The 20917-nt window shown below is 66.7% G+C and carries 21 protein-coding genes; 13 read left to right on the forward strand and 8 right to left on the reverse strand.

Annotated elements, in window-relative coordinates; genetic code table 11:
* Positions 1-13: 13 nt before the first annotated feature.
* The 6 genes from smc to DFO63_RS04190 all read right to left on the reverse strand — a co-directional run bounded on the left by smc (position 14) and on the right by DFO63_RS04190 (position 6172).
* Complete coding sequence (gene smc / locus DFO63_RS04165; RefSeq protein ID WP_119006493.1) at positions 14-3517, reverse strand: chromosome segregation protein SMC; 3504 nt, start codon at positions 3515-3517, stop codon at positions 14-16.
* A 259-nt stretch (positions 3518-3776) separates the two neighbouring features.
* Positions 3777-4226, reverse strand: a complete 450-nt coding sequence (gene rplI / locus DFO63_RS04170; protein ID WP_014037734.1) for a 50S ribosomal protein L9 — start codon at positions 4224-4226, stop codon at positions 3777-3779.
* 105 nt (positions 4227-4331) lie between these two features.
* On the reverse strand, positions 4332-4562 hold the full coding sequence (rpsR, locus tag DFO63_RS04175) for a 30S ribosomal protein S18 (protein WP_002804494.1): 231 nt from the start codon (positions 4560-4562) through the stop codon (positions 4332-4334).
* 11 nt (positions 4563-4573) lie between these two features.
* On the reverse strand, positions 4574-5011 hold the full coding sequence (rpsF, locus tag DFO63_RS04180) for a 30S ribosomal protein S6 (protein WP_006452997.1): 438 nt from the start codon (positions 5009-5011) through the stop codon (positions 4574-4576).
* A gap of 185 nt (positions 5012-5196) precedes the next feature.
* Complete coding sequence (locus DFO63_RS04185) at positions 5197-5739, reverse strand: CbrC family protein (protein WP_101766424.1); 543 nt, start codon at positions 5737-5739, stop codon at positions 5197-5199.
* Between the two features lie 94 nt (positions 5740-5833).
* Positions 5834-6172 (reverse strand): iron-sulfur cluster assembly accessory protein, encoded by a 339-nt coding sequence (locus DFO63_RS04190; protein ID WP_006452998.1) that lies wholly within the window; start codon positions 6170-6172, stop codon positions 5834-5836.
* Between the two features lie 128 nt (positions 6173-6300).
* On the opposite strand from DFO63_RS04190, the gene asnS reads away from it, so the two are divergent.
* From asnS to DFO63_RS04250, 12 genes are all read left to right on the forward strand, one after another.
* Positions 6301-7695, forward strand: coding sequence for an asparagine--tRNA ligase (gene asnS / locus DFO63_RS04195; RefSeq protein WP_014037736.1), 1395 nt, complete (start codon positions 6301-6303; stop codon positions 7693-7695).
* Between the two features lie 30 nt (positions 7696-7725).
* Positions 7726-8025: a hypothetical protein gene (locus tag DFO63_RS04200; RefSeq protein ID WP_014037737.1), complete on the forward strand. Its 300-nt coding sequence runs from the start codon at positions 7726-7728 to the stop codon at positions 8023-8025.
* Positions 8026-8032: 7 nt separating this feature from the next.
* Entirely contained in the window at positions 8033-8347 is a 315-nt protein-coding gene (locus DFO63_RS04205) for a hypothetical protein (protein WP_014037738.1), read from the forward strand.
* A gap of 7 nt (positions 8348-8354) precedes the next feature.
* Entirely contained in the window at positions 8355-8993 is a 639-nt protein-coding gene (locus DFO63_RS04210) for an FMN-binding negative transcriptional regulator (protein WP_101765762.1), read from the forward strand.
* Between the two features lie 72 nt (positions 8994-9065).
* Positions 9066-9728 carry a carbonate dehydratase gene (can, locus tag DFO63_RS04215; RefSeq protein WP_014037740.1) on the forward strand — a complete coding sequence of 221 codons (663 nt, stop codon included), beginning with the start codon at positions 9066-9068 and terminating at the stop codon, positions 9726-9728.
* A gap of 19 nt (positions 9729-9747) precedes the next feature.
* Complete coding sequence (locus DFO63_RS04220; RefSeq protein WP_049443315.1) at positions 9748-10269, forward strand: 3-hydroxyanthranilate 3,4-dioxygenase; 522 nt, start codon at positions 9748-9750, stop codon at positions 10267-10269.
* 204 nt (positions 10270-10473) lie between these two features.
* Entirely contained in the window at positions 10474-11748 is a 1275-nt protein-coding gene (kynU, locus tag DFO63_RS04225) for a kynureninase (protein ID WP_049443201.1), read from the forward strand.
* Between the two features lie 31 nt (positions 11749-11779).
* Positions 11780-13147 (forward strand): NAD(P)/FAD-dependent oxidoreductase, encoded by a 1368-nt coding sequence (locus DFO63_RS04230; protein ID WP_119006494.1) that lies wholly within the window; start codon positions 11780-11782, stop codon positions 13145-13147.
* A complete protein-coding gene (gene sbcB / locus DFO63_RS04235; RefSeq protein ID WP_014037744.1) occupies positions 13147-14586 on the forward strand; it encodes an exodeoxyribonuclease I in 1440 nt (479 codons plus the stop codon). The genes DFO63_RS04230 and sbcB overlap by 1 nt, the downstream gene beginning before the upstream one ends.
* Positions 14583-15269 (forward strand): DUF2461 domain-containing protein, encoded by a 687-nt coding sequence (locus tag DFO63_RS04240; RefSeq protein WP_032127674.1) that lies wholly within the window; start codon positions 14583-14585, stop codon positions 15267-15269. The genes sbcB and DFO63_RS04240 overlap by 4 nt, the downstream gene beginning before the upstream one ends.
* A complete protein-coding gene (locus DFO63_RS04245) occupies positions 15269-16261 on the forward strand; it encodes an aldo/keto reductase (RefSeq protein WP_119006495.1) in 993 nt (330 codons plus the stop codon). Before DFO63_RS04240 ends, DFO63_RS04245 begins: the two co-directional genes overlap by 1 nt.
* Before the next feature lie 42 nt (positions 16262-16303).
* On the forward strand, positions 16304-16855 hold the full coding sequence (locus DFO63_RS04250; protein WP_119006496.1) for a DUF2939 domain-containing protein: 552 nt from the start codon (positions 16304-16306) through the stop codon (positions 16853-16855).
* Positions 16856-16943: 88 nt separating this feature from the next.
* Here DFO63_RS04250 and DFO63_RS04255 read toward each other — a convergent pair whose 3' ends face one another.
* Together DFO63_RS04255 and DFO63_RS04260 are read right to left on the reverse strand one after the other, a co-directional pair.
* On the reverse strand, positions 16944-17888 hold the full coding sequence (locus DFO63_RS04255; protein ID WP_119006497.1) for a 5'-nucleotidase: 945 nt from the start codon (positions 17886-17888) through the stop codon (positions 16944-16946).
* Positions 17889-17935: 47 nt separating this feature from the next.
* Positions 17936-18709: an NAD kinase gene (locus tag DFO63_RS04260; protein ID WP_006376667.1), complete on the reverse strand. Its 774-nt coding sequence runs from the start codon at positions 18707-18709 to the stop codon at positions 17936-17938.
* A 283-nt stretch (positions 18710-18992) separates the two neighbouring features.
* Between DFO63_RS04260 and DFO63_RS04265 the strand changes: the two genes are divergently transcribed.
* The gene (locus DFO63_RS04265; protein ID WP_119006498.1) at positions 18993-20789 is read left to right on the forward strand and encodes a hypothetical protein; all 1797 of its coding nucleotides are present in this window, start codon (positions 18993-18995) and stop codon (positions 20787-20789) included.
* Positions 20790-20917: the final 128 nt, after the last annotated feature.

Raw genomic sequence — 20917 nt, forward strand, 5'->3', positions numbered from 1 at the left:
CTAGGATGGCACGTCAGGCCGCGCCCGCCAATCGCGCGGCTTCTTCCAGATCCACGCTGACCAGGCGGCTGACGCCCGGTTCGCGCATCGTCACGCCCGACAGCTGGTGCGCGGCCTCCATCGTCGCCTTGTTGTGGCTGACGAACAGGAACTGCACCTTCTCGCTCATTTCCTTGACCATGTTGGCCAGCCGGCCGACGTTGGCTTCGTCCAGCGGCGCGTCCACCTCGTCCAGCAGGCAGAATGGCGCGGGGTTCAGCTGGAAGATGGCGAACACCAGCGCGACCGCGGTCATCGCCTTCTCGCCGCCGGACAGCAGCGAGATGCTGGACACGCGCTTGCCCGGCGGACGCGCCATGATGGTCACCCCGGTGTCGAGCAGGTCTTCACCGGTCAGTTCCAGGTAGGCGTGGCCGCCACCGAACAGGCGCGGGTACAGCGCCTGCACGCCGGCATTGACGCGGTCGAAGGTGTCCTTGAAGCGGCCGCGGGTCTCGCGGTCGATCTTGCGGATGGCATCCTCAAGGGTTTCCAGCGCCGTGGTCAGGTCGGTGTGCTGCGAATCCAGGTAGTCCGAACGCTGCGAGGCCTCGCCGTACTCGTGGATGGCGGCCAGGTTGACCGGCTCCAGCCGGCGCATGCGGCCGTCGATCTGGTGCACGGTCTGCTCCCAGTCGCCCAGGCGGGCGTCCTCGGGCAGTGCGTTGAGCACGTCCTGCAGCACGAAACCGGCCTTCTCCACCGCGCCCTGCAGGGTGTCCGCGCTGAGCACCAGCGCCTGCTGGTCCAGCTTGCGCTGCGAAATACGCTCGCGCTGGGCCAGCGCCTGTTCGTCGCGCTGGTGACGGGTCTGCTCGTAATTGCGCAGCTCGGCGTCGATGCCGTCCAACAACGTGCGCGCTTCGGTCAGCACGCGATCAGCCCGCACGCGCTCTTCCAGTGCATTCTGATGCTCGGCCTGCAGCGATTCGACCGGCGAATCACCTTCGTCCAGCTGTGAATGCAGCTCACCCAGTCGCGAATCCAACTGCCCTCGCTGGGTACCCATGCGCTCCAACGCCTGGCTCAGTGAAGCCAGCTGCGCACGCTGCGATTCCAGGGTCAGGGCCAGCGAATGCGAGCGCTCGCGCACCGCACGTGCGGCGTCGCGGGCCAGGTCGCGGGCCTCGGTCAGCTGGCGGCGCTCTCCCTCCAGCCCCTGCCGGGTCGATTCCAGGTCACCCATGCTGCTGACCGCGTTCTCCAACCGCGAGCGCGCTTCACGCGCCTGCTCGTTGTTGGCTTCCAGCGTTTCCTGCAGCTGCTTCAGTTCGCCTTCGATGCGGTCGATGCGGGTACGCGCCGCTTCCACCTTGCCCTGCTGGCCCTGCAGCTGGCCAGCCAGCTCGGACACCGCACGATGGGCCTGGTACAGCGCACGCTGCGCGTCTTCGCGCTGCTGTTCAGCCGCCTGCAACTGCTCGCGGAAACCACCCAGCTGTTCTTCCAGCTCGGCCTCGCGATCCTGCAGCTGTTCGATCTGCTCGCGCAGCTCGTTGATCTCGCGTTCGCGCAGCAGCGCGCCCTGCTGGGCTGCACCGGAGCGCGACACGCGCAGCCAGCCCTGACCCAGGCGTTCGCCACTCTGGGTGATGATCGAATCGCCTTCCGGAAGGCTGGCCTGCAGGGCCTTCGCCTCGGACAGGTCCTTGGCACCATGCAGGTGCGCCAGCAGGCGACGGATCGCGGCCGGGCCGCGCACGCGTGCCGCCAGCGAAGTCGGTGCAGCCTTGACGTCGGCACCCGCACTGGCGACCAGCGCAATGTGGCCGTCGCCGAGTTCGCCGAGGGCATCAACCAGGCTGCCCGGGTCATCGACCAGCACGCCTTCGATCAACTGGCCGAGCGCGCTTTCCACCGCATTTTCCCAGCCGGCATCGACGTCCAGGCGTTCGCCGACACGCGCCGCCGAATCCAGCCCGCGCGCCTTCAGCCACGCCACGGCCGCGCCCTGCTCCTGGCCCAGCGCGGCCTGCTGCAGGGTTTCCAGCGAAGCCAGGCGACCGCGCAGGCCGTTGGCCTGCTTGCGCAGTTCGGCCAGTTCGTTCTGGCCATTGCGCTGCTGTTCCTGCACTGCCGCCACGCCCTGCTTGCGCAGTTCGACGTCTTCGCTCAATTCATCCAGCGCGGTCTTCTGCGTGTCGTGCTGCAGGTGCAGCTGCTCGAAGGCTTCTTCCAGCGCGTCCACGTCCAGCCCGGCGCGCTCGGCGGCCAGAGCCTCGCGACGGCGGTCGGCATCGAGGATCTGCTTGTCCAGGTAGTCCACGCGCGTGCGCTCGACATCGCCGGCGCGCGAGGCCTCCGAACTCTGCGAGGTGTGCTGTTCCCAGCGCTGCTGCCAGCTGGCCAGCCGGTCTTCGGCCTCGCGCAGGCTTTCCTGCTTGATCTCGTTTTCTTCCTGCAGCTCCTCCAGCTGCGGGGTGGCGGCCTCGACCGCTTCGCGCAGCACCATCAGCTTGGCCTCGTCGCCGCTGATGTGCTGGCCCAGTTCGGCCAGTGCCTGGCGGGTTTCATCGCGTGCCTTGTGCAGGCGCTGCGACAGCTCGCGCTGGTGCTGGATCTGCTGTTCCAGGCGCGCCAGCGTGCTGCCGACCTGGTAGACCGCAGCCTGCGCGGTGTTGAGCGCGTCGGCGGCCTCTTCGCGTCGAACGCGCGAGGTCTCGATGCGGGCCTCGGCGTCACGCTGGTCGGCGATCAGCTGCTGCAGCTTCGTCTCTTCCTGCGACAGCCCTTCGCGCAGCTTGGACAGGCGACCGTCCAACCCGCGGAACTCCAGGGCCTTCCACTCGGCATCCTTGACCCGGCGCTCTTCCTGCAGCGCCTGGTACTGCTCGGCCTGCTTGGCCTGGCGCTTGAGGTGTTCGAGCTGCTTGCTGATCTCGTCGCGCAGGTCGCCCAGCCGGTCCAGGTTCTCGCGGGTGTGGCGGATGCGGGTCTCGGTCTCCTTGCGGCGCTCCTTGTACTTGGAGATGCCGGCTGCCTCTTCCAGGTACACACGCAGGTCTTCCGGCCGCGCCTCGATGATCTGGCTGATCATGCCCTGCTCGATGATCGAGTAGCTGCGCGGGCCCAGGCCGGTGCCGAGGAACAGGTCGGTGATGTCGCGGCGGCGGCACTTGGTACCGTTGAGGTAATAGTTGCTGGTGCCGTCGCGGCTGACCGTGCGCTTGACCGAGATCTCGTTGAACGAGGCGTACTCGCCCGAGATCGTGTGGTCCGAGTTGTCGAAGATCAGCTCGACGGTGGCCTGCGAGACCGGCTTGCGGGCATTGGAACCGGAGAAGATCACGTCGGTCAGCGAGTCGCCGCGCAGGCGGCTGGCCGAGCTCTCGCCCATGACCCAGCGCACGGCGTCGATGATGTTCGACTTGCCGCAGCCATTGGGCCCCACCACGCCGGTCATGTTGGTCGGCAGGTGCAGGGTGGTCGGATCGACGAACGACTTGAAGCCGGACAGCTTGATCGTGGAAAGACGCATAGGGGTTCCGGACTGGGGCCGGCAAGCGGCCTGCGTTTACCCTCCAAGTCATTGATCCTGTTGGGATCGATGCCCGTGGAACGGGTGTGACGCCCTGAGTATACCGATGTGGCCGTGTTCTACGAATGGGCGTGGAACATTGTCCAGCCCTACCCCGCCGGCCGGACGTGGCCCGACGCCACGAAACGGAGCCATAAAACAAAACGGGCACCCTTGCGGGCGCCCGTTCTGCGGTGATTCCAGGCCTTGCGGCGTGGGATCAGGCTTCGGCGACGACGACGACCTTGACGGTGGTCTCGACGTCGGCGTGCAGGTGGACCAGCACGTCGTATTCGCCGATGTTGCGGAAGGCGCCTTCGCCCAGGATGACTTCGCTCTTGCTGACCGGCAGGCCGGCAGCGGTGAAGGCATCGGCGATTTCGCGGGCGCCGACCGAGCCGTACAGCTTGCCTTCGGTCGAAGCGTTGGCCGGGATGGTCACGCTCGCGCCTTCCAGCTTGGCCTTGCGGGCGTCAGCGTCGGCGTGGATGGCCTGGGCCTTGGCTTCGTATTCGGCGCGCTTGGCTTCGAACTCGGCCTTGTTGCTCTCGGTGGCCGGAACGGCCTTGCCCTGCGGCACGAGGAAGTTACGGCCGTAGCCCGGCTTCACGTCGACCAGGTCGCCCAGGTTGCCGAGGTTGGTGACTTTCTGCAGGAGGATCAGCTGCATGGTATTGCTCCAGATGAGTTATTCGTTAGCGAGGCGATGCCCCGCAACAAAGGCTGTCCGAATAGCTGGCACAGCGGGGGCGGCACCGGGCCGCCCCGCCGGGCATCAGACGTCGTGGTTGTCGGTGTACGGGATCAGGGCCAGGAAGCGAGCGCGCTTGACGGCGGTCGCCAGCTGACGCTGGTACTTCGACTTGGTACCGGTGACGCGGCTCGGCACGATCTTGCCGTTCTCGGTCAGGTACTGGCGCAGGGTGTTGAGATCCTTGTAGTCGATCTCCTTCACACCTTCAGCCGTGAACTTGCAGAACTTGCGGCGACGGAAGAACTTGGACATGGGAAGGCTCCTTAGGCGGCGGAAGCGGCGTCGTCGCCGGCTTCGTTGTCAGCGGTGGTGGTGGACTCGCCTTCTTCGTCGTCACGACGACGGCGCTCACCGCGCTCCGGCTTGTCACCCTTCTCGTCCTTGCTCTTCATGATCAGCGACTGCTCGGTGTCAGCCTCGTCACGCTTGATGACCAGGTTGCGCAGCACGGCGTCGTTGAAGCGGAAGCTTTCGGTCAGTTCGTTCAGAACGGCCTGGTCGGCTTCGATGTTCATCAGCACGTAGTGGGCCTTCACCAGGTTCTGGATCGGGTACGCCAGCTGGCGGCGCCCCCAGTCTTCCAGACGGTGGATGGTGCCGTTGCCGTTCTCGACCAGCGACTTGTAGCGCTCGATCATGGCCGGGACCTGCTCGCTCTGGTCCGGGTGGACCATGAACACGATTTCGTAATGACGACTCATGTTTTTTCTACCTTTCGGATGTGGCCTTGCGGCCGGACAGCCCCCCGCCGTTGAGACCGCGGTGGGGCAAGGATTCCCGCCAGGAAGGCAGGAAGCCGCGCATTATGCGGCAAGCGGCGCCACCGGGCAACCGGGCGGGAACCGGGCAACCTGAACGGGAGCGCCGCACCATGTCCGGCACGTGCTCATCCCAGATCGACGTGAAGGCGATGCTGGCCGCATTCCAGGCACTGGAACAGGCAGCCGACCATCATCCCGTCCCGGCTCAGATGCTCCAGCACCCACTCGGCGTCGCGCGGATTGATCTCGACCACGTCAGGCCGGACCTGGTCGAGGATCGGCAGCAGATCGTCGCTGCCGGCGTAGCCGAGGAAGGCGCAGGGCCGTTCGCAGTGGCTCAACCAGACCGATTGCTGCCAGGACGAGTAACCCGGGGTGCGCTCGCAGATCTCCAGCAGCAGCTCACGGGCGATGGTCGGCGGCGGATCGGCCGGATCCGGGGATACCCCCTCGATATCGCTCCAGCCGGTGAATTCACCCTCGTAACTGGCCGCTGCCCCGCCATCGGCGATACACCAGGGGCACAGGTAATCGGGACGCAGGCGCGTGTAGAACGGCCCCCGGTAACGAAGCGTCCGCGGTTGCCCGCAGCAGTCACAGACCCCGTCGACCTCTTCGAAGGAGAGGGCGTAGGCATTGGGGTGATAGGTGAAAGCCGGTCGTTCCATCCTCGGGATCCCTGCCGAGCCCAGCGTGCCGACCAAGGTCGGCACCTACCAGAGCACGCCTTGTCAGCGCAGGGCCATGCCCGGCGGCCGGCCCTCAGGCCTTGTCGGCGTCGGTGGTGAAGCTCTCGCCGCAGCCACACTCGGCGGTGGCGTTCGGGTTGCTGAACGTGAACGTCTCACTCAGGCCGTGCTTGCCGAAGTCGATCACGGTGCCGTCCACCAGCGCCAGGCTCTTGGCGTCGACGTAGATCTTCACGCCGTCCTGGTCGAACACGGTATCGCCCTCGCGCTCGTCGCGGGCCAGGTCGGTCACGTGGCCCCAGCCGGAGCAGCCGGTCTTGGTCACGCCGAAACGCAGGCCCAGCGCACCGGGGGTCTGGGCGACGAAGCGCTGCACGCGTTCGAAGGCAATGGGGGTCAGGCTGACGGCCATGGGGCTACTCCAGAGGTACGGGGACATTATAAGGAGCCGTTGCCACGAAAAATGCCTCGCAAGCAGAACGCTGCAACCGGTAAACTCCCGTGTTCACAGATCGAGTCGATCAGCAGAGGATTCAAGTCATGACGGTGGTCAGCGTTGAACATGCGCTTGCCGGGAAGATCCCGGAAGGCGGCGAAGTCACGGTACGCGGATGGGTGCGCACGGTGCGCGGTTCAGCGAATCTGGCCTTCGTGAATGTGAGCGACGGCTCCTGCTTCGCCCCGATCCAGGTCGTGGCCGGCGACAGCCTGGCCAACTTCGATGAGATCAAGCGCCTGACCAGCGGCTGCTCGGTCATCGCCACCGGCACGCTGGTGAAGTCGCAGGGCAAGGGCCAGTCGTTCGAGATCCAGGCCAGCGCGCTGGAGGTGGTCGGCTGGGTCGAAGACCCGCTCACCTACCCGATCCAGCCCAAGCCGATGTCGCCGGAGTTCCTGCGCGAAGTGGCGCACCTGCGCCCGCGCACCAACCTGTTCGGCGCGGTCACCCGCATCCGCAACTGCCTGGCCCAGGCCGTGCACCGCTTCTTCCACGAGAACGGCTTCAACTGGATCAGCACCCCGATCATCACCACCTCCGACGCCGAAGGCGCCGGCCAGATGTTCCGTGTGTCCACCCTGGACATGGTGAACCTGCCGCGCGACGAGAAGGGCGCGATCGATTTCAGCCGCGACTTCTTCGGCAAGGAAACGTTCCTGACCGTGTCCGGTCAGCTGAACGTCGAGGCGTACTGCCTGGCGCTGAGCAAGGTCTACACTTTCGGCCCGACCTTCCGCGCCGAGAACAGCCACACCACCCGCCACCTGGCGGAGTTCTGGATGATCGAGCCGGAAATCGCCTTCGCCGACCTGGCCGAAGACGCACGCCTGGCCGAAGAGTTCCTGAAGTACCTGTTCCGCGCGGTGTTGAACGAGCGCGGCGACGACCTGGCCTTCATCGCCGAGCGCGTGGACAAGAACGCGATCACCAAGCTGGAAGACTTCATCAACGCGCCGTTCGAGCGCATCGACTACACCGATGCGGTCAGCCTGCTGCAGAAGTCCGGCAAGAAGTTCGACTTCCCGGTCGAATGGGGCCTGGACCTGCAGACCGAGCACGAGCGCTGGCTGACCGAGGAGCACGTCGGCCGCCCGGTGGTGGTGACCAACTATCCGGAACACATCAAGGCCTTCTACATGCGCCTGAACGACGACGGCAGGACCGTCGCCGCGATGGACGTGCTGGCCCCGGGCATCGGCGAGATCATCGGCGGCAGCCAGCGCGAAGAGCGTCTGGACGTGCTGGACGCGCGCATGGCCCAGTTCGGCCTGGACCGTGAGCACTACAGTTGGTACCGCGATTTCCGCCGTTATGGTTCGGTGCCGCACGCCGGCTTCGGCCTGGGCTTCGAACGCCTGGTGGTGTACGTCTGCGGGCTGTCCAACATCCGCGATGCGATCCCCTACCCGCGCGCCCCGGGCAGCGCGGACTTCTAAGCCCCACACGACCACGGAGGTACCGCTCCCATGACCCTGTTCTTCGCCCTCTGTTTCGTCGGCGTTGCAGTGGCCGGGTTCAGTGCCTTCGTGATCTTCTGGCCGCTGACCCTGGTGCACGTACGCGACCGCCATCCGGCGCTCGCCGAGCGCTTCGGCAGCGGCGCCTTCCTCAAGCCCGATGCCCTGGCCTGGCTGTTGCGCCGCGACTATCGCCAACAGCCGGACCGTTCGCTGTCCGGGCTGGCGACGCCGGCCTGGGTATCGCTGCTGACCCTGCTGACCGGACTGGGCATGGCCGCCCTGCTCTGGCTGGCCTCGCTCTGGTAATACCTCCATGAATGACATCTCCGCCTCGCGCGACAGCTGGTGGCTGGCCAGCCTCGGCAACACCCTGATCTGGGCGCGCCTGCGCGTGCGCCCGGCCGGCACCGCCGAGGTGCTCGACAGCGATGGCAACACGCTGAGCTATGACAGCGAAGACACCGCGCGTTCGCAGCTGTTCGACGCCGAATTCGTCGAGTACGACGGCCTGGACGAGGAAGACGCGCTGGTGCGCGGCTTCAGCCTGCACGAAGTGCAGCCGCCGCAGGCCGACAGCGACGAGGGCCTGCGTGGTCGCATGATCCAGTCGCTGGGCGGGCGCGCCTGACCCTCGCATGTTCACCCCGCGCGCCTTCGCCGAGACCGACCTGCTCTGGCTGGACCGCCTGCTGGCGCGCGATCCATTCGTCACCGTGCTCACCGCCGGCAATGATGGCCTGCCGGAGCTGACCCGGATGCCGGTGCTGTACCGGCGTGATGGCGAGCGTATCGAGCTGCGCGGGCACTGGGCCCGCGCCAACCCGCAGTCGCGCCAGGGCGGCGCGGCCAAGGTACTGGTCGACGGCCCACGCGGTTACGTCTCGGCCAGCTGGTACCCGGACAAGGAGCCCGCCGCGCGGGTGCCGACCTGGAACTACGCTGCTGCCGAGCTGCGTGGCCAGCTGCAGACCTTCGACGAAACCGATGCGCTGGCCGAGCTGGTTGGTGCGATCAGCGACCACTTCGAAGCGAGTGTCGGCCAGGCCTGGCAGTTCGATGCCACGCGTGCCGAACATGGCCCGGAGCTGCGCGCCATCGTCGGTTTCCGCTTCCAGGTCGAACACGTGCAGCTGAAGCTCAAACTGAGCCAGAACCATCCCGATGCGAACCAGCGCGCGGTGATCGCCGAACTGGAACAGCTGGGCACCCCCGCTTCCACCGAGTTGGCGCAGTGGATGCGCTGGCACCGCGAACAGGCCGCCCGCAGCGACTGAACGCCCCAGATTCCCGCGACGACGCAGCCGGACGGCTGCGGCGAGCCCCCACCCGACGCCAGGGACCCGTACATGAAAGACATCCACAAGCTGCTGCAGAACAACCGCGACTGGGCCGACCGGATCGAGAAGGAAGACCCCGAGTTCTTCCACCAGCTGGCCAAGCAGCAGCACCCCGAGTACCTGTGGATCGGCTGTTCCGATTCGCGCGTGCCGGCCAACCAGATCATCGGCATGGCCCCGGGCGAAGTGTTCGTGCACCGCAACGTCGCCAACGTGGTCGCCCACACCGACCTGAACTGCCTGAGCGTGGTGCAGTACGCGGTGGACCAGTTGAAGGTGAAGCACATCCTGATCGTTGGCCATTATGGCTGCGGCGGCGTGCATGCCTGCCTGCACAACACCCGCGTCGGCCTGGCCGACAACTGGCTGCGCCACGTCGGTGACGTGATGCAGAAGCACACCGGCATCCTCGATGCGATCGAGACTGATGAGCTCAAGCACGCACGCCTGTGCGAACTGAACGTGATCGAGCAGGTCGCCAACCTGTGCCGCTCGACCATCGTGCAGGACGCCTGGGCCCGCGGCCAGAAGCTGATGGTGCACGGCTGGGTCTACAGCCTGAAGGACGGACGCGTGCGCGAGATGGGCATCGACGTCGGTTCGCAGGAAGAGCTGCAGCCGGCCTATGAAAAGGCCCTGTCCTACGTCCCGCGCAAGGGCAAGCGCGACTGATCCCTTACGGATGACCACCATGCTCGCTTCGCCGATCAACCTGCACGCCTGGATCGAAGAGAACCGCCACCTGCTGAAGCCGCCGGTGGGCAACAAGATGATCGACAACGGTGATTTCATCGTGATGGTGGTCGGCGGGCCGAATTCGCGCACCGACTACCACTACGACGAAGGTCCGGAGTGGTTCTACCAGCTCGAAGGCGAGATGGTCCTGAAGGTGCAGGAAAACGGCGCGGTGCGTGATATTCCGATCCGTGCCGGCGAGATCTTCCTGCTGCCGGCGAAAGTGCCGCACTCGCCGCGGCGCCCGCCCGGTGGCATCGGCCTGGTGGTCGAGCGCAAGCGCCTGCCGCACGAGATGGATGGCGTGATCTGGCATTGCGAGCGCTGCAACCACAAGCTGCACGAAGAGTATTTCCCGCTGCAGAACATCGAAACCGACCTGCCCAAGGTATTCGCGCGCTACCACGCCAGCCTGGAGCTGCGCACCTGCAGCCAGTGCGGGCACGTGGATCCGCTGCCGGTGCCAGCGGCGGGCTGAGCCATCGAACGGTAGATGTCCACCCTGGTGGGCGCTTGCTCGCTCCCGCTCTGGTAGTTGCCCACCTTGGTGGGCGCTTGCTTGTACGTGCGCCAACCAAGGTTGGCGACTACCGGGCCAAGCGGCACTAGCGTTGGGTTGGCAGCTACCGGGCCATGCCCCAGGCGCTACACTGGCGGTCCCGTTGCAGCCTGTTGCCCGACCATGTCCGACCTGCTCAGCCGCACCCACGCCATCGCCCTGGACGCCGCCGATCCGCTGCGCCCGCTGCGCAATGAATTCCTGATTCCGCGCCACGGTGGCGGCGAGCAGACCTACTTCGTCGGCAACTCGCTGGGCCTGCAGCCGCGCGGCGCGCAGGCGGCGGTGCAGGAAGTGATGAAGCAGTGGGGCGAACTGGCGGTGGAAGGCCACTTCACCGGCCCGACGCAGTGGCTGTCCTACCACCGCCTGGTGAGCGCGCAGCTGGCCCGCGTGGTCGGTGCGCTGCCCAGCGAAGTGGTGGCGATGAACACGCTGAGCGTGAACCTGCACCTGATGATGGTCAGCTTCTACCGGCCGACCGCCCAGCGCCCGGTGATCCTGATGGAAGCCGGCGCGTTCCCGACCGATCGCCACGCCGTGGAAGCTCAGATCCGCTTCCATGGCTTCGACCCGGCCGAATGTCTGGTGGAAGTGCAGCCGGACGAAGCCAACGGCACGATCTCGCTGAACGCCATCGAGCGCGCCATCACCGAACACGGCCCGCGCCTGGCGCTGGTGCTGTGGCCCGGCGTGCAGTACCGCACCGGCCAGGCCTTCGACCTCGATGCGATCACCCGCGCCGCACGCCTGCAGGGCGCACGCATCGGCTTCGACCTGGCGCACTCGGTCGGCAACCTGCCGCTGCGCCTGCATGACGTAGCCCCCGATTTCGCCGTGTGGTGCCATTACAAGTACCTCAACAGCGGCCCGGGGGCAGTCGCAGGCGCCTTCGTGCACGAGCGCCACCACCGCGACACCACCCTGCCGCGCTTCGCCGGCTGGTGGGGCCATGAGGAAGCCACCCGCTTCCAGATGGCGCCGCAGTTCACGCCCGCGATCGGCGCCGAGGGTTGGCAGCTGAGCAATCCACCGATTCTCGGCCTGGCACCGCTGCGTGCCTCGCTGGACCTGTTCGAGCGCGCCGGCATGGAAGCGCTGCGCAGCAAATCGCTGGCATTGACCGGCATGCTCGAGGCGCTGGTGCGCGCGCGCCTGCCGCAGGTGCTGGACATCATCACCCCGGCCGACCCCCAGCGCCGCGGCTGCCAGTTGTCGCTGCGCGTGATCGGTGGCCGCGAGCGTGGCCGCGCACTGTTCGAGCACCTGCGCGGCATCGGCGTGCTCGGTGACTGGCGCGAGCCCGACGTGATCCGCATCTCGCCCACCCCGCTCTACAACCGCTACCTGGACGTGCACCACTTCGTCGAGGAAGTGGAAGCCTGGGCTGGCCTTTAAGCCGGTCCCTCCCCTACTGCTGGACAGTTCGTTGATCGCACATGCTTCCCGCTCGTTGAGCATTATCGGTGCCGGCCTGGCCGGGTCCCTGCTGGCCATCCTGCTGTCACGGCAAGGCTGGCGCATCACCCTGTACGAACGCCGCGGTGATCCGCGCGTGGCCGACTACGAGAGTGGCCGCTCGATCAACCTGGCGTTGGCCGAGCGCGGGCGCAATGCGCTGCGCCAGGCGGGTGTGGAGGATGAAGTGATGGCACGCGCGGTGATGATGCGCGGCCGCATGGTGCACCCGCGCGACGGCGAACCGCAGCTGCAGCGCTATGGCCGTGATGACAGCGAAGTGATCTGGTCGATCCACCGCAGCGATCTGAACACCACGCTGCTGGAACTGGCCGAACAGGCCGGCGCCACCGTGCACTTCCATCGCCGCCTGCACACCGTTGATTTCGATGCCGGCCACGCGCGTTTCATCGATGACCGCGACGACAGCCCGCACGACATCCGCTTCGACACCCTGATCGGTGCCGACGGCGCCGGTTCGGCACTGCGCGCGGCGATGAACCGCCGTGCGCCGCTGGGCGAGGACATCGCCTTCCTCGACCACTCCTACAAGGAGCTGGAGATCCCGCCGGCCGCCGACGGCAGCTTCCGCATCGAGCGCAATGCGCTGCACATCTGGCCACGCGGCCATTACATGTGCATCGCCCTGCCCAACCACGAAGGCACCTTCACCGTCACCCTGTTCCTGCCCAACCTGGGCGATCCCAGCTTCGCCACGGTCAACACCGGCGCGCAGGCCGAGGCGCTGTTCGCACGCGAGTTCGCCGACACCCTGCCGTTGATCCCGAACCTGCGCGCGGACTGGGAACAGCACCCGCCGGGCCTGCTCGGCACGCTCACCCTGGAGCGCTGGCACCAGCACGGCCGCGCCGTGCTGATCGGCGATGCCGCGCATGCGATGGTGCCGTTCCACGGCCAGGGCATGAACTGCGCGTTCGAGGACTGCGTTGCGCTGGCCCGCCACCTGATGGAGGCCGATGACCTGGAAGGCGCGTTCGCCGCGTTCGAAGCCGAGCGCAAGCCGAATGCACGTGCCATCCAGCAGATGGCGCTGGAGAACTACCTGGAGATGCGCGACCGCGTCGCCGATCCTGCGTTCCTGCTGCAGCGCGAACTGGAGCAGGAACTGCAGCGGCGCTGGCCGACCCGTTTCGTACCGCACTACACGATGGTCACCTTCCTGCACACGCCCTACGCCGAGGCGCTGCGCCGCACCGAGCTGCAGCGCGACATGCTGGTGGCCGCCACCGCCGGTCACGATTCACTGGACAACATCGACTGGGCCGCACTGGAAGCGCAGATCCACGCGCAGCTGCCGGTCCTGGAGGGCGCGCACTGATGGCCGACAGCTTCCTGTTCTACGACCTGGAAACCTTCGGCCAGGACCCGCGGCGCACGCGCATCTCGCAGTACGCCGCGATCCGTACCGACGCTGACCTCAACGAAATCGACACCCCGGTCAGCTTCTTCGTGCGCCCGGCCGATGACCTGCTGCCCTCGCCGATGGCCACCCTGGTCACCGGCATCACCCCGCAGCAGGCCTTGGCCGAGGGCATCAGCGAGGCCGAGGCCTTCGACCGCATCAACGAGCAGCTGTCGCGCCCCGGCACCTGCGCGCTGGGCTACAACACGCTGCGCTTCGACGATGAATTCGTCCGCTACGGCCTGTTCCGCAACTTCCACGACCCGTACGAGCGCGAGTGGCGCAACGGCAATTCGCGCTGGGACCTGCTGGACATGCTGCGGCTGATGCGCGCGATGCGCCCGGACGGCATCCAGTGGCCGCTGCGCGAGGATGGCGCCACATCGTTCAAGCTCGAGCACCTGGCCGAGGCCAACAACGTGCGCGAGGGCGATGCGCACGAAGCGCTGTCCGACGTACGCGCCACCATCGGCATGGCACGCCTGTTCAAGCAGTCGCAGCCACGCCTGTGGGACTACGCGCTGAAGCTGCGTGACAAACGCTTCGTCGGCAGCCTGCTGGACGTGGCCGCGATGAAGCCGGTGCTGCACATTTCCATGCGCTACCCGGCCAGCCGCCTGTGTGCGGCCCCGGTGCTGCCGCTGGCCGTGCACCCGACCATCAACAACCGGGTGATCGTGTTCGACCTGGAAGGCGAGATTGACGACCTGCTGGAACTGCCGGCCGAGGTGATCGCGCAGCGCCTGTACATGCGCGCCAGCGAGCTGCCCGAAGGCGTGGCGCGGGTGCCGCTGAAGGAAGTACATCTGAACAAGGTGCCGGCGCTGATCGCCTGGAACCACCTGCGCGCCGATGACCACGCTCGTCTCGGCCTGGACGTGGCCGCGATCGAAGCCAAGGTGGAACGGCTGCGCGCGTTCGCCCCACAGCTGGCCGAGAAGGCCCGGCAGGTCTACAACCAGCCCCGCGCCGCCACCGTGGCCGACGTCGATGCCTCGCTGTACGACGGCTTCCTCGGCAACGGCGACAAGCCGTTGCTTGCGCTGGCACGCACCACCGCGCCGGAGCAGCTGGCTGCGCTGGAAGGCCGCTTCCGCGACCCGCGCCTGCCGGAGCTGCTGTTCCGCTACCGCGCACGCAACCACCCCGACAGCCTCGCGCCGGCGGAACGCCAGCGCTGGCAGGATTACCGCCGCCAGCGCCTGCTCGGCGACGGCGGGCTGGGCGAACTCAACCTGCCCCAATACCAGCAGCAGCTCGATGCACTGGCCGCCGAAGCGCCCGACGACGCGCGGCGCCAGGCCCTGCTGCAATCGCTGCGCGACTGGGGCCAGCACCTGCAGGAGACGCTGTGAGCACCTACTTCTCGGACGCCAGTTTCAAGTTCCTGCGCAGCCTGGCGCGGCATAACGACAAGGCCTGGTTCAACGACCACCGCCAGCAGTATGAAGACCACGTACGGCAGCCGTTCCTGCGCCTGCTGGGCGACCTGCAGCCGGCCCTGGCCGAGGTCAGCGACCATTTCCGCGCCGATACCCGCGGCGTGGGCGGCTCGCTGTTCCGCATCCATCGCGACGCGCGCTTCTCCAACGACAAGTCACCGTACAAGACCTGGCAGGGCGCGCGCCTGTTCCATGAGCGCCGCCGCGAAGTGGCCGCGCCTTCGTTCTACGTGCACCTGCAGCCCGGCGAGAGCTTCGTCGGTGCCGGCCTGTGGCATCCGGAGCCTGAAACCCAGCGTCGCGTGCGCCACTTCATCCTCGACAACCCGGGCAGCTGGAAGGCCGCCGCGCATGCGCCGGCCCTGCGCAAGCGCTTCGATTTCGAGGAGAGCGAGAAGCTGGTGCGGCCCCCGCGTGGCTTCCCGGCCGACTTCGAGTTCATCGACGACCTCAAGCACCGCAACTGGGTGATGTGGCGCTCGCTGGACGATGCCACCATGACCGGGCCGCGCCTGCTTTCCACGCTGGGCAAGGACCTGGCGGCGCTCGGCCCGTTCGTGGACTACCTGTGCGCCGCGCTGGACCTGGAGTTCTGATGTCTCAGCATCTTCCGCTGGCCCGCCAGCGGCGCGTGCTCGGCCGCACCGGCCTGGCCGTTTCACCGATCGGCCTGGGCTGCTCCGGCTTCTGGGGTCATCGCCGTTTCCCGGAGCATGAGGCGGCCGCCGTGGTCGAGCATGCGCTCGCCCATGGCGTGAACCTGCTCGATACTGGCCACAACTATTCCGGCTTCCATGCCGAGCCGCGCCTGGGCCGCATCCTGCGCCCGTTGCTGAAGCAGTACCCGCGCGACGCGCTGGTGATCTCCAGCAAAGGCGGCACGCTCACCGGCCAGGCCGGCATCAGCGGCGCCGAGCAGCGCGACTTCTCGCCCGCGGCCATCACCGCCAGCTGCGAGGCGTCGCTGCGCAACCTCGGCCTGGATCATCTGGATATCTACCAGTTGCATGGCGCCAGCGAACACGACATCAACGACGACCTGCTGGCCGCGCTGCAGCGCCTGCGCGAGCGTGGGTTGATCCGGCACACCGGCATCAACACCCACTCGGCATCGACCCTGCGCTGGATGATCGCCCAGCCCGACGCGTTCGATGTGGTGCTGCTGGACTACAACGCCCTGCAGCAGGACCGCGAACCGCTGATCGACCAGCTGCAGGCAGTGGGTATTGGCGTGCTGGCCGGCACCGTGCTGGCGCAAGGCCACCTGTTGCCCCCGCGTCCTCGCCTGCCACGGCTGGCCGATGGCTGGTACCTGGCGCGCGCCTGGCTGAAACCCAGCAGCCGCCAGCTGATGCGCAGCGCCCGCCAGATGCGGCGCGCCATGGGCACGATCCGCAGCCAACGCCCGGCCCAGACCGCCTTCGCCTATGCGCTGGGCCATCCCGGCGTGGCCAGCGGCATCCTCGGCACCACCCGTACCCGCAGCCTCGACGAGGTGCTGGCGACGCGGCTGGAAGCACTGACCCCGGCCGAACGGCAACAGCTGGTCGATGCCTTCGGTGACGGCCGTGGTTCGCCCAGTCATTGAGTCTTCACCCGGCACTGCCGCCATTGCGGCAGTCTGGTCGGCATGAAGAAACTCACCGCACTCATTGTGCTGCTGGTCCTGGCCGTCGCGGCCTGGTGGTTCGGCGGCCCCTACATGACCGTCAATGGCCTGTCCAAGGCCATCGAGCAGCGCGACACCGCTCGCCTGGAGCGCTACGTCGATTTCCCGCGCGTGCGCAGCAGCCTGCGTGCGCAACTCAATGACTACCTGGTGCGCCAGGCCGGCCCCGACGTGGCAGCCAGCCCGTTCGGCGCCCTGCTCTATGGGCTGGGCGACCAGCTTGGCGGTGCCGCGGTGGAGACCATGGTGACCCCGACCGGGATCGGCGCGATTTTGCAGGGCCACGTGCTGTGGAAGCGTGGCCGCAATGAGCTGCAGGGCGGCGATGCCTTCGGTGCGACCGAACCGGCGCGGCCGCTGAAGCATGCCGAGCACCATTTCGAGGCAATGGACCGCTTCGTGATCGATGTCGATCGCGGCCCCGGCCAGCCGCCGCTGAAGGTGGTGCTGGAACCGCAGGGCCTGCGCTGGAAGGTGGTGGACCTGCAGCTGGGGATGTCCGGCAGCCCGTGACGGGAGCGGCGCTCTCGTAGGTGCCCACCTTGGTGGGCACGGATGCATGGCAGTGCCAACCAACGGTTGGCACCCACCCGTCGTAGCCTCAGCTCTCGTTTGCGACACCATGTGGTACGTGGCCGGCAGCCACATGCTCGCGGGCACTGTCGATGTTGTGCTGCGAATCATCGAAGAAGATGTCGGCGCCGAACGCCTGCAGGAACGGTCCCTTGTGGCGGCCGCCGAGGAACAGCGCCTCGTCCAGGCGCACGCCCCACTCGCGCAGGGTGCGGATCACCCGCTCATGCGCCGGTGCCGATCGCGCGGTGACCAGTGCGGTGCGGATCGGCGCACTCTCGCCGGCCGGGAACACTTCCTGCAATGTATGCAGCGCCGACAGGAAACCCCGGAACGGACCGCCGCTGAGCGGCTCGCGGGCGCGTTCGCGCTCGTGGCGACCAAAGGCTTCCACGCCCTGCTCGCGCGAAATGCGCTCGCTCTCGTCACCGAAGATCACGGCGTCACCGTCGAAGGCGATGCGCAGCTGGCCGGCCGGGCGACCGGTATCGATCTGGTCGGCCGCCGCAGCGGCGGTCTCGCCAGGCGGCTTGGGCAGGATGGTCGCCGCCGCAATGCCATGGCGCAGCGCGCTGCGCACCGATTCCGGGTTGGCCGACAGGAACAGGTCGGTGCCGAACGGCTTCACGTACGGCCAGGTCGGCTCGCCGGCGGTGAACGTCGCACGGATGATGCCCAGGCCGTAGTGCTGGATCGAGTTGAAGATGCGCAGGCCGGTATCGGCCGAGTTGCGCGACAGCAGGATCACCTCGACGCGCGGGTTCTCCGGGCTGGCGCCCTGGTTCAGCGCCAGCAGCTTGCGCACCACCGGGAAGGCCACGCCGGGGCCGAGGATGTCGTCCTCGTGCTGGCGCTGGAATTCGGCATAGGCCGCCACGCCATCACTCTCGAACAGCGCATGGCTTTCCTCGAGGTCGAACAGGGCGCGCGAGGTCACCGCGACGGTCAGCAAACGGGGGGAGTTGTCGCCCATCGGTGGGGGTCCTTCAAGCGGTCGGCGGGGCCGGCCGCCCATTGTCCTCAAAAAACGAACTGTTCGCTCAGGATCCGGTCTTCCAGGTTGTGCTCCGGGTCGAACAGCAGGGTCACGCGGCGGTCCTTCGACTCGCGGATGGTCACCTCGACCACGTCGCGGGTCTCGTGCGAATCCGCCGTGACGCTGACCGGCCGCTTGTAGGGATCGAGCACGCGGAAGCGCACCTCGGTGTCGGCCTTGAGGATCGCCCCGCGCCAACGACGCGGCCGGTACGGGGCCAAGGGCGTCAGCGCGATGGTATGCGAACCCAGCGGCAACACCGGACCGTGCGCGGAATAGTTGTAGGCGGTGCTGCCGGCCGGGGTGGCCACCAGCACGCCGTCGCCGATCAGCTCCGCCACGCGTTCCTGGCCGTTGAGGTCGATGCCGATATGCGCGGCCTGCCGGGTCTGGCGCAGCAGCGACACATCGTTGTAGGCCAGCGAACCGGTACTGGTGCCCGACTCGGTCAGCGCCACCATTTCCAGCGGGCGCAGGTTGGCCGGTTCGGCACGGGCAATGCGGGCCTGCACGTCGTCGTCGCCACGGTACTGGTTCATCAGGAAGCCGACCGTGCCCAGTTTCATGCCGAATACCGGCTTGCCCAGGTGCCCATGCCGGTGCAGGGTCTGCAGCATGAAGCCATCGCCGCCCAGTGGGCACAGCACGTCGGCCTGTTCCGGCGCGTGGTCGCCATAGCGCGAGACCATCGCCGCGCGGGCCATCTGCGCGGGCTCGGTGGTGCTGGCCAGGAAAGCGATGCGGGGGGTGTCGCTCATCAGCGCGGCAGATCCGGAAGGGCTGGGCAAAGCATACCTCGCCCCCCGGGCAGCGCAACCGCAGGCTGGATCGGGCACCTCATTCGATTCAATGAGGGTTTCAGCGGTGCGGCAGGATCCAGCCCTCCCCGGCGACAGCAACGACATCTCGATATCGTCCGATAGGCTTCTCATACCACTCTCATGACCATTGATGTGCCGATCAGGTTCGCCTGGCACACCCAGCGTTGGCGCAGGCCCGCAGGGCACGTCGCTGATCGGCCGCCTATCCAAGAGAGAGCCCATGAGAATCCACCACCTCGCAATCGCCCTGGCGGCGTTGCTGCCAGCAGGCAACAGCCTCGCGCAGTCCGGTAGCGCCCACCTGACACCCAGCAGGATCAACCACCAGGAGCAACTACCTGACACATACACCCATGTGGATTTCACAGTAAGCGCCATGGACTGGATGGAGCGGGCACGACTGCCTTCACATCAGTCCCAGCCAGGGGAAATGTCCTTCTTGATCTCCAACTCCGCTGGCAAAGACCAGAACTTCGAACTCATCGGAAAGTTCTCGCATCTGCCGCCGGATGCCAACCGCATGATCATCCCTGCCTCGAAATGGGTGGACCTGGACAAGCGCGAACAGGGATGGGAAGTCATCGGCGACGTACGGGAGTTGATCCCTCACAATACCGAGCGCTGGTGGGTGCCCACCATGGGCCGCAAATTCATCACCAAAGTCTCGCTGTACGACGGCCAGTGGGCCGGCGAGATCGGGTTGCCCAGCCAGCCCAATCTTCCCTATGACACGATTACTGTCACCAACCATGCGACGTGGCCTACCCGGATCATGGGCAACAACACGCTGTTCCCCGATGCGCAGATGAAGCTGGGGACGGGTGATGTGCATCACTTCGTGTTCGATCCGAACCATCGCAAATGGAAGCTTGATTACGCGACCCTTGTTCCGGTCAGCATCGCCAGGCATATGGACAAGCCCGACGCGCCCCGAACGGTAGTTGAGATTACACCGGAAGATTCGTACAGGTCATTGCGTCTCCCTGACGTGGCCAGCGATCGGGATCGTCGCACCGTCTCCGTGCATCCGGCGCTCGATCGCGCCATAGCGCTGGCCGCACCAAACCTCTTCGATCACGCCAACGCCTACTGGGTGATCGAGCCTGGCCAGTCGATGGAACTGATCTATCTCGACGACGGCGGCGTGGGCAGCGGGCAATGGCATCCGCTGCGCTATCCAGTCCAGCACTTCGACGCTGACGCGCTGCCAAATGGTCGCCTCGACAAGGCCCAGACGATGTTTACCTCGATTACCAGCAACGGCAGGAACGTGAGCTTCCCCACGAACTCAGGCCGGATGACGGAGCACGCGCGTATCGAAGTGGTAAACACCCACCCCAATGCAAGCATCACGGTCACCGGCAACAGGGTCGATACTCTCAAGCGCCGCGAGCGGGCATCTTTCCGCTTGACGAGGGTCAACGGCCGGTTCGACTGGGTCCGCGAAACCGCCACCATCGACGTCACTCTGGTGGGCCCTCCAGGCCCAGGCCGGCCGGATGAGGACATCCTCGTATTGATGCGCGAGAGCCTCAGGAAGACCAACGTGGCGCTGCAGCACTCCGGCGCAACGTTTCGCCTGCGTGAAGCAGCCGCAATGAATTACAGGGTCCCCGCAGGAATTTCTACCCATGCCATTCCGGAATGGCTGGCACAACAGCCCGACTTCAACTACGTGACCAGGCCCTCGGACGGCCTTTACTACGGCGGTTTCGCCGAGGGCTGCGGCGGCTCCCATCATTCCGCCGCCAACAAGCGCTTCGTGGTTGCGACCAATGTGCTGTGCTCGACCGACGTCCTGCGCGAAGAAGTCGGCAAGGCCCTGGGCATGAAGATCAACGGCAAGCAGCCGGTACCGGTCATCGGCTCGGGCAACGTACTGCCCATGTATCCAACCAGCACCCGCATCCTGGAAGACGGCAGCCGCGCCATTAATCACGGTCAGCGCGATGAGGTGCTGCACATGAATGGTGTTGCCGCAGATGTGGCCCGATACAACGAAAGCCTCAGGCCGTAACTCCAACACCCGGCATTGATCCAAGCGGCAGTGCCGGCCGGTGGCCGGCACCACCAGACTCAGGCATGCGCCGCAAAACAGAACGGCCCCGCTTTCGCGGGGCCGTTCCGTTTCACTCATGCCAGGCA

Origin of the sequence: Stenotrophomonas sp. AG209, assembly GCF_003550055.1 — a bacterium.
GTDB lineage: Bacteria > Pseudomonadota > Gammaproteobacteria > Xanthomonadales > Xanthomonadaceae > Stenotrophomonas.

Bases quoted from the DNA above. Each gene is read 5' to 3' on its own strand.
- rpsR (WP_002804494.1), bottom strand. From the start codon at position 4,562: ATGTCCAAGTTCTTCCGTCGCCGCAAGTTCTGCAAGTTCACGGCTGAA.
- DFO63_RS04185 (WP_101766424.1), bottom strand. From the start codon at position 5,739: ATGGAACGACCGGCTTTCACCTATCACCCCAATGCCTACGCCCTCTCC.
- DFO63_RS04245 (WP_119006495.1), top strand. From the start codon at position 15,269: ATGTCTCAGCATCTTCCGCTGGCCCGCCAGCGGCGCGTGCTCGGCCGC.
- smc (WP_119006493.1), bottom strand. From the start codon at position 3,517: ATGCGTCTTTCCACGATCAAGCTGTCCGGCTTCAAGTCGTTCGTCGAT.
- DFO63_RS04190 (WP_006452998.1), bottom strand. From the start codon at position 6,172: ATGGCCGTCAGCCTGACCCCCATTGCCTTCGAACGCGTGCAGCGCTTC.
- DFO63_RS04255 (WP_119006497.1), bottom strand. From the start codon at position 17,888: ATGGGCGACAACTCCCCCCGTTTGCTGACCGTCGCGGTGACCTCGCGC.
- DFO63_RS04260 (WP_006376667.1), bottom strand. From the start codon at position 18,709: ATGAGCGACACCCCCCGCATCGCTTTCCTGGCCAGCACCACCGAGCCC.
- DFO63_RS04210 (WP_101765762.1), top strand. From the start codon at position 8,355: ATGTTCACCCCGCGCGCCTTCGCCGAGACCGACCTGCTCTGGCTGGAC.
- kynU (WP_049443201.1), top strand. From the start codon at position 10,474: ATGTCCGACCTGCTCAGCCGCACCCACGCCATCGCCCTGGACGCCGCC.
- rplI (WP_014037734.1), bottom strand. From the start codon at position 4,226: ATGCAGCTGATCCTCCTGCAGAAAGTCACCAACCTCGGCAACCTGGGC.
- DFO63_RS04205 (WP_014037738.1), top strand. From the start codon at position 8,033: ATGAATGACATCTCCGCCTCGCGCGACAGCTGGTGGCTGGCCAGCCTC.
- sbcB (WP_014037744.1), top strand. From the start codon at position 13,147: ATGGCCGACAGCTTCCTGTTCTACGACCTGGAAACCTTCGGCCAGGAC.
- DFO63_RS04250 (WP_119006496.1), top strand. From the start codon at position 16,304: ATGAAGAAACTCACCGCACTCATTGTGCTGCTGGTCCTGGCCGTCGCG.
- DFO63_RS04200 (WP_014037737.1), top strand. From the start codon at position 7,726: ATGACCCTGTTCTTCGCCCTCTGTTTCGTCGGCGTTGCAGTGGCCGGG.
- can (WP_014037740.1), top strand. From the start codon at position 9,066: ATGAAAGACATCCACAAGCTGCTGCAGAACAACCGCGACTGGGCCGAC.
- asnS (WP_014037736.1), top strand. From the start codon at position 6,301: ATGACGGTGGTCAGCGTTGAACATGCGCTTGCCGGGAAGATCCCGGAA.
- DFO63_RS04220 (WP_049443315.1), top strand. From the start codon at position 9,748: ATGCTCGCTTCGCCGATCAACCTGCACGCCTGGATCGAAGAGAACCGC.
- DFO63_RS04265 (WP_119006498.1), top strand. From the start codon at position 18,993: ATGAGAATCCACCACCTCGCAATCGCCCTGGCGGCGTTGCTGCCAGCA.
- rpsF (WP_006452997.1), bottom strand. From the start codon at position 5,011: ATGAGTCGTCATTACGAAATCGTGTTCATGGTCCACCCGGACCAGAGC.